The sequence below is a fragment of the Campylobacter taeniopygiae genome (assembly GCF_005406225.1).
Classification (GTDB): domain Bacteria; phylum Campylobacterota; class Campylobacteria; order Campylobacterales; family Campylobacteraceae; genus Campylobacter_D; species Campylobacter_D taeniopygiae.
In genome coordinates this window covers 52692-65826 of record NZ_NXLY01000008.1, presented here as the reverse complement: position 1 = coordinate 65826, position 13135 = coordinate 52692, and the positions used below count along the sequence as shown (strand labels likewise).

13 protein-coding genes are annotated in these 13135 nt (G+C 28.5%); 10 read left to right on the top strand and 3 right to left on the bottom strand.

Translation table 11 applies throughout. The features are described from left to right. The first annotated feature begins 56 nt into the window (after positions 1-56). From glyS to CQA75_RS05195, 3 genes are read left to right on the top strand one after another with little or no spacing between them, the layout of a single operon-like run. Positions 57-2048, top strand: a complete 1992-nt coding sequence (gene glyS / locus CQA75_RS05205; protein WP_137623974.1) for a glycine--tRNA ligase subunit beta — start codon at positions 57-59, stop codon at positions 2046-2048. Next, positions 2045-2875 carry a peptidoglycan metallopeptidase Pgp3 gene (gene pgp3 / locus CQA75_RS05200; protein ID WP_137623973.1) on the top strand — a complete coding sequence of 277 codons (831 nt, stop codon included), beginning with the start codon at positions 2045-2047 and terminating at the stop codon, positions 2873-2875. Before glyS ends, pgp3 begins: the two co-directional genes overlap by 4 nt. Then, on the top strand, positions 2865-3815 hold the full coding sequence (locus CQA75_RS05195) for an SAM-dependent methyltransferase (protein ID WP_137623972.1): 951 nt from the start codon (positions 2865-2867) through the stop codon (positions 3813-3815). Before pgp3 ends, CQA75_RS05195 begins: the two co-directional genes overlap by 11 nt. Here CQA75_RS05195 and CQA75_RS05190 read toward each other — a convergent pair. Then, positions 3810-4769, bottom strand: coding sequence for a Ppx/GppA phosphatase family protein (locus CQA75_RS05190; protein ID WP_137623971.1), 960 nt, complete (start codon positions 4767-4769; stop codon positions 3810-3812). The genes CQA75_RS05195 and CQA75_RS05190 overlap by 6 nt on opposite strands. A gap of 56 nt (positions 4770-4825) precedes the next feature. On the opposite strand from CQA75_RS05190, the gene CQA75_RS05185 reads away from it, so the two are divergent. From CQA75_RS05185 to CQA75_RS05155, 7 genes are all read left to right on the top strand, one after another. Further along, positions 4826-5614, top strand: coding sequence for a pyridoxine 5'-phosphate synthase (locus CQA75_RS05185; protein ID WP_137623970.1), 789 nt, complete (start codon positions 4826-4828; stop codon positions 5612-5614). Then, on the top strand, positions 5592-6719 hold the full coding sequence (gene pdxA, locus CQA75_RS05180) for a 4-hydroxythreonine-4-phosphate dehydrogenase (protein WP_137623969.1): 1128 nt from the start codon (positions 5592-5594) through the stop codon (positions 6717-6719). The genes CQA75_RS05185 and pdxA overlap by 23 nt, the downstream gene beginning before the upstream one ends. Continuing rightward, positions 6706-7896 carry an MFS transporter gene (locus CQA75_RS05175; protein WP_137623968.1) on the top strand — a complete coding sequence of 397 codons (1191 nt, stop codon included), beginning with the start codon at positions 6706-6708 and terminating at the stop codon, positions 7894-7896. The genes pdxA and CQA75_RS05175 overlap by 14 nt, the downstream gene beginning before the upstream one ends. A gap of 42 nt (positions 7897-7938) precedes the next feature. Further along, the gene (ciaC, locus tag CQA75_RS05170) at positions 7939-8247 is read left to right on the top strand and encodes an invasion antigen CiaC (RefSeq protein WP_137623967.1); all 309 of its coding nucleotides are present in this window, start codon (positions 7939-7941) and stop codon (positions 8245-8247) included. 2 nt (positions 8248-8249) lie between these two features. Beyond that, complete coding sequence (locus CQA75_RS05165) at positions 8250-8759, top strand: hypothetical protein (protein ID WP_137623966.1); 510 nt, start codon at positions 8250-8252, stop codon at positions 8757-8759. Between the two features lie 71 nt (positions 8760-8830). Next, positions 8831-9853 (top strand): uroporphyrinogen decarboxylase, encoded by a 1023-nt coding sequence (hemE, locus tag CQA75_RS05160; protein WP_137623965.1) that lies wholly within the window; start codon positions 8831-8833, stop codon positions 9851-9853. Continuing rightward, positions 9850-10752 carry a radical SAM protein gene (locus tag CQA75_RS05155; RefSeq protein WP_137623964.1) on the top strand — a complete coding sequence of 301 codons (903 nt, stop codon included), beginning with the start codon at positions 9850-9852 and terminating at the stop codon, positions 10750-10752. The genes hemE and CQA75_RS05155 overlap by 4 nt, the downstream gene beginning before the upstream one ends. A 2-nt stretch (positions 10753-10754) precedes the next feature. Here CQA75_RS05155 and uvrC read toward each other — a convergent pair whose 3' ends face one another. Both uvrC and CQA75_RS05145 read right to left on the bottom strand, forming a co-directional pair. After that, positions 10755-12572: an excinuclease ABC subunit UvrC gene (gene uvrC, locus CQA75_RS05150; protein WP_137623963.1), complete on the bottom strand. Its 1818-nt coding sequence runs from the start codon at positions 12570-12572 to the stop codon at positions 10755-10757. Then, positions 12565-13038, bottom strand: coding sequence for a hypothetical protein (locus tag CQA75_RS05145; protein WP_137623962.1), 474 nt, complete (start codon positions 13036-13038; stop codon positions 12565-12567). Before CQA75_RS05145 ends, uvrC begins: the two co-directional genes overlap by 8 nt. Positions 13039-13135: the final 97 nt, after the last annotated feature.

Here is a 13135-nt window from a genome sequence, read left to right as displayed (position 1 = left end):
TTTTAAAAAAATATAGCTAAAATAACGCAAATTCAATAATATAAAGAAAGTAAAATATGAGTGAATTATTAATCGAAATTGGCACAGAAGAATTACCGGCTATACCTTTATTAAAAGAACTTCCAAATATAGAAAAAAAATGGCAAAATATTTTAGATGAATATCATTTAATGAGCGAATTTGAATTTTATTACACTCCACGTCGTTTAGTATTTTTTCATAAAAATTTTCATCAAAAGCAAGAAGATACCACAGCTGAATTTATAGGAGCACCTAAAAACATAGCTTTTAAAGAAGGCAAATTAACTCCCGCGGGTGAAGCATTTTTAGAAAAAGCAGGTATTAAAGAAAATGAACTTGAATTCAAAGAAATCAAAGGAAAAGAGGTTTTATACTATCAAAAAACCTTGACAGGAAAAAATAGTATTGAAATTTTAGGAGAAATGATCAATAAATTCCTCAAAAGCTTAAATTTTGGAAAAAGTATGCGTTGGGGGGATCATTCTTTTGAATTCATACGCGCTATTAGAAATATTGCTTGTGTTTTAGGCGATCAATTGGTTGAATTTGAAATTTTTGGAGTTAAAAGTTCTAAAAAAACCTTTGTTCATAGAAGCGTAAGTTATAATTTCTTTCCTTTTCAAAATATCAAAGAATATTTCCAAATTTTAGAAAATAACTTTATCATTCTTGATCCAAAAAAACGCGAAGAAAAAATTTTAAATGAATTTAAAGAACTCGAAACAAAATACAATATCACTATTAGTGAAGATAAAGAACTCTTAGCTGAAGTTGTAGCCATTACAGAATATCCAAAAGCTCTTTTTGGAAGTTTTGATAAAGCCTTTTTAGAAATTCCTAATGAAGTCATCATCACTTCAATGAGAGAAAATCAACGCTATTTCGCTGTTTTTAACAACAATGAATTAAGCAATCATTTTATAGTTGTTAGTAATGCGGTTTGTGAGGATTATTCTAAAATCATACATGGTAATGAAAGAGTTTTAAGAGCAAGATTAAGCGATGCAATGTTTTTTTATCAAAATGATTTACAAAAAGGCTTAGAACCTAAAAAGCTTAAAAAAATCGTTTATCTTGAAAATCTAGGAACAATGAGTGATAAAAGCTCAAGAGAAATTGAGCTGGCAAAAATTTTATGTGAATTTTTAAAAAATAATGATTTTGAAAAAATTTCTAAAGCTATTTACTATGCCAAAGCTGATTTAACCACTCAAATGGTTTATGAATTCACAGATTTACAAGGAATTATCGGGGGTTATTATGCTGCCAAAATGGGACTTGAACAAGAAATTTGCTTAGCTATAAAAGAGCAATACTTGCCAAATTCTGAAAAATCAGATCTTCCTAGCACAGAATTTTCAAGCATAGTTGCTTTAGCTAATAAATTTGATACTCTTTTAGGACTTTTTAGCATAGGTAAAATTCCAAGCGGGACAAAAGATCCTTATGCATTAAGACGTGCTGCTAATGGAATTTTAAAAATATTTTTAAAATTAAATAAAAATTTCGATATCAATGCGTTTTTAGAAAAAGCTTTAAAAAATTATCAAAATTTTAATTTGCAAATTTTAAAAGATTTTATTTTTGAAAGAATTTATACATTTTATGATTTAAATCCTAGCTTTATCAAAGCTGTTCTTGTTTCAAAAAATTCTGATATTATTTCCATTGATGAAAGCATTAAAGCTTTGGCAAAAATCAGTCAAAAAAGCAATTTTGGTGATTATTTTAGCACCTTTAAACGCCTTGCTAATATCGCTCAAAAAACTACAAATACCATCGATGAAAGTTTATTTGTAGAAGCAGAAAAAAAACTTTATATAGCATTTAAAGAAAGTTTAAAAGCTCTTACGATTGAAGAAAAACTTAACAAATTATTTGCTTTAAAACCTGAAATTGATGCCTTTTTTGAAGCTGTTATGATTAATGATAAAGATGAAAAACTTAAGAACAATCGCCAAGCCTTAGTATTTAGCATCTATCAAGAATTTCTTAAAATTGCAGACATTAAGGAACTTAGCTTATGAAAAAAATATTGACTTTACTTTTTTGTTTCTTTACTTGTGTCTTTGGAGCCCAAGAAATAAAACTTATCAAAGGGCAAGCTATATTTTTAGAGCTTGATAAAAATAATTTTATAGAATTAAAAAACCAAAATAAAACAATTCCAACCTTTAATCATCCAAAAAATAAAAATAAAATCCTTGCCATTTTTGCCCTACCCTATAAAAATCCTCCAAAAAGCACAAAATTAATCGCTATTTATAAAAATAAACAGCAAGAATTTATCATCAATGCACTAGAAGGAAATTACAAAAGCGAACAAATACAAGTAGCAAAAAATAAAATTTTTCCACCTAAAAATGTTCAAGAACGCATTAAAAAAGAATTTCAAGAAGCGAATGAAATCTATACTTCCTACACTCCAAAACCTTTATACGATGGGACTTTTGCGATACCTCTTGCAAGTTTTATTACAAGTGATTTTGGTAAAGCTAGAATTTTTAATCATAAAGTCGCAAGTTACCATAGTGGGACAGATTTTAGAGCCCTAAGTGGAACTCCAATTTATGCTGCAAATTCGGGCATAGTAAAAATCGCTAAAAATAGATATTATGCGGGAAATTCTGTGGTTATTGATCATGGTTTGGGAATTTATTCTCAATATTATCATCTTTCAAAGATCAATGTAAAAAAGGGACAAAAGGTTAAAAAAGGAGAGCTTATTGGGCTAAGTGGGGCTACTGGAAGGGTGAGTGGACCGCATTTACATTTTGGAATACTTGTCGCACAAAAACAAGTAGATCCTTTGGATTTTATAAAAAAATTTAATGCACTGTTTAATGAAATTTAGTCAATTTTTTAATATCTGGCTTCATGAAAATTACTATAAAAATGTTAGCAAAATAGGTAAAAATGGGGATTTTTTCACCGCAGTAAGCGTGGGAAATCTCTTTGGAACCTTACTGGCAAAACATTTTTTAAAACTCATTGATGAAGGTGTATTAAAACTTCCTTTAGAAATCGTTGAAATTGGAGCCAATGAAGGCTATTTGAGTCGTGATTTTTTATCCGCTTTAGTTGAATTTAGACCTGAAATTTTTTCTCAAATTTCTTTTTTTATTATAGAGCCTCATGAAAAATTACAAATTTTACAAAAGAAAACCTTAGATGGCATAGATTTTATCCATAAAAATAATTTAGAAGAATGTCATTTTAAAAACGCTTTCTTTTTTTGCAATGAACTTTTTGATAGCTTTGCTTGTGAGCTTATAGACAATGATACAATGGCTTATGTAAAAGATTATCAAATCATTTTTAAGCCCATAGATGAAAGCTTACGGCAAAGATGTCAAAAACTTGGATTAAAAAAAGGAGAATTAAGCTTAGAGCTTGAAAATTTTCTTAAAAAACTCGATCAAATCAGTGAAAAATTTATCTTTGCGGGTTTTGATTATGGAACTTTCGATAATGATCGTTTCAGTATAAGAATTTATCAAAAACACGAAGTTTTTGATCCTTTTGAAATTTCTTTAAAAGATTTTTTTGGCAAAAGCGATATAACTTACAATGTGAATTTTAATCATCTAAAAACTACTATTGAAAATTTAAATTTCAAACTTTTACATTTAAAAAAACAAAGTCAAGCTTTAATCGATTTTGGTTTTGAAGAATTGTTAGAATATACTAAAAATAAAAATATAAAAAGTTATGAAAATTTGCTCTCTCAAAGCAAAATTTTATTTTTTAATTTTGATGAAAAATTCCATTTTTTTGAATTTGCAAAATTATAAATTTGCTATGCAAAGCCCCTCTCTTAAACCCTCATCGATAACTATAAATTCTTCTTTATTAAAAATAGCAAAAAATAAAAAACAACCTGCGACTAAATATTTTTTACGCGTTTTTCCAAGATAAAAATTAGCCTCTTTTTCACTCATGTTCCAAATTTTTAATGCATATTTGAAAAAATCTTGAGTGTGTAAAATTTGGCCATTAATTTTTTTAGCGTCATATCTTTCATAATCTAAACCGCATTTTAAAGCAGCCAAGGTTGTAGGAACACCTGAATTTAAAACCACTTTTTTTATTTTACTTTTTTTAAAAACTTTTTTAAGCTCTTTAACCTCATCAAAAGCTTTAAACGCTATATTTTTTAAATTTCTATCTTGAATTAATAGGTGAATTTTTAATTTTTTATCTTTGATTTTATGAAAGAAATTAGGATATTTTTTCAATATTTTTTTAAAAGAAAAAGTAGAAAAATCATCTTTAAAATTACATTTTTCATAAAAACTTATAATCCCAAAATCAAAACTTTGAAAATGTTCATCAAAAGATAACTCGCAAGAAGCACCCCCTAAATCACAATAAGCAAAACGCCCTTTCATGCCCAAATTAGCAAGAGCATTTTTCATTCCTAAAACGCTGATTTTAGCTTCTGTTTTAGCATCAATAACCTTAAAATTGATCCCAAATTGCTCTTTTAAATCTTTAAAAATTTCATCCGTATTGCTTGCCTTTCTAAAAGCTGCTGTTGCAACAGCTTTTGCTTTGCATAAATTTTGCTCCTTGGATAAAACATTTAAAGCTTGTTTGATTTTTTCTATAGCCTCGGCTGAAATTTGCCCACTTTTAGATAAATTTTTTGCTGCACCTATGATAAATTCATACTCTTTTATTTTTTTAAAATTTTCATCCATTTCAACTGCTCTTAAAGTATTTGATCCCAAATCAATACCTAACATTACTCTTCCTTTTAAATTTTGGAGTATAATAACAAAAACTTATTAAAGGAATCATTATGCTTTTGGGTGTAAATATCGATCATATTGCTGTTTTAAGACAAGCAAGAATGGTTAATGATCCTGATCTTTTAGAAGCAGCATTTATCGTAGCAAAATTTGGAGATCAAATCACTTTACATGTAAGAGAAGATCGTCGCCATACTCAAGATTTTGATTTGAAAAATCTTATCCATTTTTGCAAAAGCCCTATTAATCTAGAATGTGCCATTAATGAAGAAATTTTAAATTTAGCCCTTACTCTAAAACCCTCACGCGTTACTTTGGTGCCGGAAAAAAGAGAAGAACTTACCACAGAAGGAGGCCTAAATTTAAACCATCCCGATCTAAAAAAAAGCATCCAAAGACTCAAAAATGAAAATATAGAAGTTTCTCTTTTTATCAATCCAAAATTAAATGATATTGAAAAATCTTATGAATTAAATGCTGATTTTGTAGAATTTCATACCGGACTTTATGCGAATTTACACAATGCTCTTTTTACCAATATCTCACATACAGCTTTTGCGCTTAAAGAATTGCAAATGGATAGAAAAAAGCTTCAAAATCATTTAGAAGAAGAATTAAAAGAATTAAAACTTTGCGCTAAAAAAGGAGCAGAACTTGGCTTAAAAGTTGCTGCTGGACATGGACTTAACTATAAAAATGTAAAAGAAATCGTAAAGATTAATGAAATTTGTGAATTAAATATAGGCCAAAGCATCATAGCAAGATCTGTATTTGTGGGACTTAAAAAAGCTATTTTAGAAATGAAAGCTCTTATTGATGAAAACAAAAATTGCAATTAGTATTGGCGATCTTAATGGAATAGGTCCTGAAATTTTAATACGCTCTCATGAAAGCTTATGTGAAATTTGCGAACCTTATTATTTTATCCATGAAAAATTATTATATCAAGCTTTAAAGTTGCTCAATTTAAATATTTCAAATGCCAATATTGTTTATTTTAAAGAGAGTCAAGAATTTAGTTTTGAGTTAGTTAAAAGTCAAAATGGATTAAAAATTTATTGCTTTTCTTTGCCCTTAAATTTTCAAGTCAATGAAAATTTTACAATAAAGCCTGGAAAGATTGATGATAAAAGCGGACTTTATTCTTTCTTAAGTTTTAAAGCTGCAAGTTATTTCACTTTTAAAAAATATGCACATGCCCTATTAACCCTGCCCATACATAAAAAAGCTTGGGAATTAGCAAATATAAGCTATAAAGGACACACAGACGCTTTAAGATCTTTTTTCAAAAAAGATGCTATTATGATGTTGGGTTGTGATAAACTCTTTGTGGGATTATTTACTGAGCATATTCCACTAGCAAAGGTGAGTCAAAAAATCACTTTTAAAAAATTAAGTATCTTTTTAAAGAATTTTTATAAACAAACTCATTTTAAGAAAATAGGAATTTTAGGTTTTAACCCTCACGCTGGAGACTATGGAGTTATAGGTGGAAAAGAAGAAGAAATTATGATCAAAGCCATCAGTTTTATCAATGCTTATTTGCACTCAAAACGAGATGAGAAATTTTTTTATCAAGCTTTAAAAGACGAAAATTTACAAAAAGAATTGACTCAAAATTTTAAAGGAAAAGAAATCTACCTACCTTATCCTTTAGTTGCTGATACCGCTTTTACTCGATCAAGTTTAAAAAAATGCAATCGTTTAATTGCCATGTATCACGATCTTGCCTTAGCTCCTTTAAAAGCTTTATATTTTGAAAAAAGTATCAATGTAAGTTTGAATTTACCTATCGTTCGTGTTAGTGTTGATCATGGAACCGCATTTGATAAAGCCTATAAAAATATGAAAATTAACACTCAAAGCTACTTTGAAGCTGCTAAATTTAGCATACGATACCACCAAATTAAACTTGATAAAGAGTCTAAAAATGCAAAACTATAAAAAAGCTTTATTTGCTTTAGCCTTAAGTGCTTTTTGTATGGGAGTAACTGAATTTGTTATGGCTGGAGTTTTAATTGATGTACAACATTATTTCAAAATCAATGCAAAAACTGCTGGTTATCTTACAACCTTATACGCTATAGGAGTTGTTATAGGAGCTCCTATTGTAAGTATTGCTTTAAGCCATTTTTATAGACATATACAACTTTTGATTAATCTTGGAATTTTTGCTTTAGCCAATTTAACAATCTTTTTTAGTAATAATTTTTATTTAACAGCTTTTGCTCGTTTTATTGCTGGAACTCAACACGGTGTATTTTTTGTTATTGCTACACTTGCTATTTCAAGCATAACTCCAAATGAAAAAAAATCTAGTGCCTTAGCTATTATGGTGACAGGGCTTACAGTTGCACTTGTTACAGGTGTCCCTTTAGGAACCTTCATAGGATATCATTTTGGCTTTAAACTTATTTTCTTATTGATCTTTATCATTACAGTTTTTGCCTCCTTAGGAGTTTGGCATATGATGCCTAAAAATTTATATCCTAATCCTACTAATTTAAAAAACCTTGCACCAGCTTTTTCGCATCGTAATTTACTTAAAACTTACACTATCACCCTTTGTAGTTGCGGTGCGCAATTTATTCTTTATACCTATTTGCAAAAACTGCTCGTAGATATAAGTGGATTTAAAGAACAAAATACAACCTATATCCTACTCCTATATGGAATATGTGCTATTTTTGGAAATTTATGGGGTGGAAAAATGGTAGATAAAAAAGGTGCTATTTTTTCTTTGAGACTAATTTTAAGCATACAAATTTTTGTATTTTTAAACTTTTTATGGACGATTTATATTCCAATTTTAGTTATTTTAAATATCGCTTTGATGGGATTTTTTTCTTTTTCAACCATACCGGCTTTAAAAATGTTAAGCATTGCAAAAGCTAAACGACACACACATAAAATAATGGATAGCACCATCAGTGTGAATGAAGCAGCTTTTAATGTAGGTATAGCCTTAGCAAGTTTTATAGGAGGTCTTGTTTTAACAAATATAGGTATCGAATTTAACGCACTTTTTGCATCAATTTTTGTCTTACCTGCTTTGATTTTTGCATCAGCATTTGCAAAAGATAAAATTAACTATAATCACTTTAAAAGAAAAGTGGAATAGAATTTGCTTGTATTTATAATGTATAAAAATTAAAGGAAAGCAATGACCATAGACAATACCAAACAAATGTCCAACGCTGTTTTTAGCACAACTAAAATTAAAGAAAAAACTTCTTCAGCAGATGAATTTCAAGCTAATTTAAATGAAGTCAAAAATAAAGAAGATAAAGAAAAAACAACTTCTAATGAATTCAGCAATAAAGACCTAGATCTTGGAGCTATTAGAGAAGATTTTAGATCCTATGCGTGGCAAAAAATGAGAGAGGATCAATATAAAAAAAATGAAGAAACCCTACTCAATAAACTTTTTGCAACCATAGACGCAGGAAATGCTGTAAGTAAAAAGATTTAAGTGTGAAAATAAATTCAAATTATATAAACGAGAATTTCAATAATTCTCGTCAAAATTCCAAAACTACTAAGCAAGATGAAAATTCTTTATGGGATGTTTCGTTTAAAACTTTACTTAAAGAAGTAGAGGAATTTGTTGAGTCTAAAATGAAAAAATATAAAGAAGAGCTTGTCCTAAATAAAAAAACTGGAGAATATGAAAAGAAAAAAGTTCTAGATGAAGAAGCATATAAAGAACATTTAAGATTAAAACTTGAAGAACAAACTAAAGAAAAAATAAGCACTCAAATAAATGAAAAGATGGAGCAAAAGCTTAATTCCAATCTAGAAAAACAAGCCTCAATAAATAATAATCTAAATCTTAAAACCAAAGAAAATATAAGCTATATGCAAATACAAGCTCAAGAAAAATATCATGCAAAAAATAGTCCCACCGTATTTAGTAAAAAACAAGAAGAGAATAATAAAAATTTATTCAATACTTTTTCAGCTCCTGTAGGATCTTCTGTATAAAGTAGATATAAAAATTAGTGATTCAATTTTCAATAATTTTTGTTATAATTTTACAAAAATAAAGGAAAATTATGATTTTCATTGATGCTTGTTTTAAAAAACCAACGCCCTATACTCCTATTTGGATGATGCGTCAAGCAGGACGCTATTTACCTGAATATATGCAAGTCCGTGAGCAAGCAGGAGATTTTCTTTCTTTATGTAAAGATTACAAAAAAGCATCTGAAGTGAGTTTGCAACCTGTAGAAATTTTAGAAGTGGATGCGGCGATTATTTTTTCAGATATTTTAGTCGTTCCTCTTGAAATGGGAATGAATTTGCGTTTTGAAAAAGGAGAGGGACCTGTATTTGATGATCCAATTTCTAGCATAGAAGATTTAAAAAAACTAGATACTCAAAAAGCTCATCAAAAATTAAATTATGTTTATGATGCCTTAAAACTTACTCGAGAAAAACTTCCAAAAGATAAAGCACTTATAGGATTTTGTGGAAGTCCTTGGACTATAGCCACTTATATGATAGAAGGTGGCGGAAGCAAAAACTACGCAAAATGTAAAAAAATGCTTTATCAAAACCCCGAACTTTTGCATTTGATTTTATCAAATCTTACAGAAGTTTTAAAACTATATTTAGAAGAACAAATCAAAGCAGGAGCTAATGCTGTGCAAATTTTTGATAGTTGGGCAAGTGCTTTAGAATATAGTGAATTTTTTAATTTCTCTTTTAAATATATGCTTGAAATTTCTAATTTTATTAAAAATAAATATCCTAATATACCTGTTATTTTATTCCCTAAAGGAATCAGTGGCTATTTAGATAAAATCGATGGAAATTTTGATGTTTTTGGGGTTGATTGGAGCACTCCTTTAGAATTAGCACGAGATAAATTATCACACAAATATACTCTTCAAGGCAATATGGAACCTTGCAGATTATACAATAAAAACTCCATTAAAGAAAGCGTGGGACAAATTCTGCAAATTATGAAAAATAAAGCCCATATTTTCAATTTAGGACATGGAATTTTACCGGATATCCCTGTTGAAAATGCTAAATATTTTATCAAGCTCGTTCAAGAAAGCTCGGCTAAATGAAAGTTGTTTTTGGGCCTGTAAGTTCTAGACGCTTTGGGCGATCTTTAGGAATTGATTTAAGCCCGAGTAAAAAACAGTGTAATTTTGATTGCGTCTATTGCGAACTTGAAGCTAAAAAAGCGCAAGAAAAACAAGATGAAATTGTAGAAGTTGCACAAATCATTTCAGAAGTTCAAATGACTATGGATAAAGGTATCGAATTTGACTTTCTTACACTAACTGCTAATGGTGAACCAAGTCTTTATCCTCATTTAGATGAATTGATTAATTCTTTGCGTCAAATCGTTAAAAATAAAAAACTTCTTATTTTAAGCAACGGCACAGCCGTACTTGATCAAAATAAATTTCAAAGTTTATTGAAACTTGATGTGGTTAAATTCAGTCTAGATAGTGCCATTTCCAAAACTTTTTATCGTATAGATAGAGCTTTAAAAAATATCAATTTAGAATTAATGATACAAAAAATGGCAGAATTTAAAACAAAATTTCAAGGCGATCTTGTAATGGAAATTTTAGTGGTTAAAGATCTAAATGACAATGAAGAAGAATTTATAGCTCTTAATAACGCTTTAGCTACAATATCACCAACAAGAATTGATCTAAGCACTATTGATCGGCCTCCATCTTATCCAGTCAAATCAATTGATGAAGAAAAACTTTATGAGCTTTCAAAATTAATCACCTGCGCACCGGTTTTTTTAGCAAAAAGAAATTATAAAGAACAAAAACTTGATTTAAACAAAGAAGAATTGCTAAAATTTCTTCATTTAAGAGCACAAAGTCAAATCGATGTAGAACACACTTTTAATGAAAGTTCTAAAATTCTTTTGCAAGAATTAATCCAAAAAAATGAAGTAAAAATCATTGATCTTGCAGGTGTCCGATTTTACAAAGCTTGATTTCATTTTATATCTTTTAATTTTTGCGCCGCCTTTTTACCTATAAGAGTGCAAAGTTCATCAAAATTTGCTTTATAGATAGATTCAAAATTCCCATAATAAGCTAAAAGTTTATGTATTACTCCTACGTTTAAGCCCAATTTAACCAATTTGGAACTTTCTAAATCTTGTTTTTTCTTTGTTTTTTGATGAAAACTTATAGCAAAACGATGTGCCTCATCTCTTAATTTTTGCAAAAATTGCAATTTTTTATCATCCACACTCAAAGAAAACTCGCCACTAAAAGAATGAATTTTATCTTTAGCGCCTCCTTTAGCTCTATGCGCTTTTGCATCAATTTTTTCTTTAGAAATGGCTAAAATATCTATATTAGCACCACTACTTAAAACAATATCTTTTGCTAGTTCCAATAAAGCTTTTCCACCATCTATAAGCCATAAATCAGGTGGGGTGTTGTTTTGAAAATCCAAAGCCCTACGTGTTAAAACTTCTCGCATCTGCTCATAATCATTTTGATATTCAAGATGAAATTTTCTATATGAGTTTTTATCCCATGATCCAAATTTATAAACCACCATAGCTCCAACATTTGCAATCCCTTGTAAATGAGAATTATCAAAAATTTCAATATGATTTGGAAAATTTTCAAGTTCAAAATACTCTTGAATCTCTTTTTGTATTTTAAAATTGCTATTTTTTTGTTCTTTTTCTATATTTAAAAGTGCATTTTCAAAAGCAAGATCACAAATTTTTCTTTTTTCCCCTATTTTTGGCATCTTGATACTGATTTTTTTCTCAAAGCGTTTGCTTAAAATTTCCTCTAAAAGCTCTCTATCATCAAATTCTTCATAAGTATAAATAGTATTAGCTATTAAAGGCGTATCGGTATTAAAATTCTCTAAAATAAGTTGTTTATAAATTTCATTTTTTTCAAAACTTAAAGCATTTTTTAAAAGGGTTGTTTTAGAATTTACACTGATAATCTTTCCATTTTGCACCACAAAACGAATCGTTGAAAGCATAGAATCTCTAAAAGCAACCGCAAAAATCTCAAAATCCTCCAATTTAGCAATATCAATTTGAATTTTTACCTCCAAATCTTTAATAGTAGTGATTTGATCTCTTACCTTAGCTGCTTCTTCATAATTTTCATTTTGAGCTAGACTAAGCATTTGTTTTTCTAAATTTTTAATTAAAATACTAGGATTTAAAAGCGCATTAATAGCGTTATCTAGGATTTTTTTATATTCTTCTTGAGTAACTCCATTATCACAAGGTGCTAAACAACGATGAATTTGATAAAAAATACAAGGATTTTTACAATTTGCTTTTTGTTTCAAAGGATAATACAAATAAAGGGCGTTTAAAAGCTCTTTAACTCCTTTAAAAAAGGGTCCAAAATATCTAATTTTAGTTTTTTTTATAAGTTTTCTTGTGCTTTGAAAACGTGGAAAATCTTCATTAAAATCAACATAGATATAAGGGTAAGTTTTATCATCTCTTAAAAGTATATTGTATTTTGGATGCAATTGCTTGATAAAAGAATTTTCCAAAATTAAAGCATCAGCTTCTGAATTGGTTGTGATAAATTCTAAATGAACTGCCTCTTCTATCATTTTTTGTATTCTTAAAGAATTTTTACTATTTGCACACAATTTAGGACGAAAGGTAAAATAACTCCTAACCCTATTTTTTAAATTCTTCGCCTTGCCCACATACAAAAGTTTTCCATTTTGATCAAAATACTGATAAACACCTGGTTTTTGAGGTAAGGTTTGCAATTCTTTTTCTAAAATATTTTTAGATGATTTTTCAAGCATTTTTTATAATTTGCCTTAATTCTTCAAATTTATTTGCTAACACTTTATTTTCTAAAGTATTTTTAAAACAGCCCAAACTTAATTCTATGTATGGATTTTTTTTGATATTTTCTTCATTTTTAACACTAAAGCTATATTTTTGCGTCATCACTCTGATATCTTTTATGTTTGAAAAACCACTTAAAGGATACACTTGGGCGTATTTTTTTATGAGAATTTTAATATAAATTTTGCTATTATCATGATTTAATTCTTGAAAGCCTGCAGGATGCGAAGTAATGATATTTAAAATATCATTTTTTATATAAATCCTAGCTATTAAACGTTGCTTTGCGGGTGGTAAAGAATTTAAAAAATCTTTACAAAAAAACAAGGTTTTTAAAGGTTTATAATGAGATTTACTCATCAAATCATTAACAATAGCACTAACATTTCTAATCGTTTTTTGATTTTGAATTTTTACCATAAAATAATTTTATCATTTTTTTTCTTAATTTTTTTGTGCTCTTGTGGATATAAAGGCGATCCACAATACACGACTTATGAACAAAATGGCTCTATAA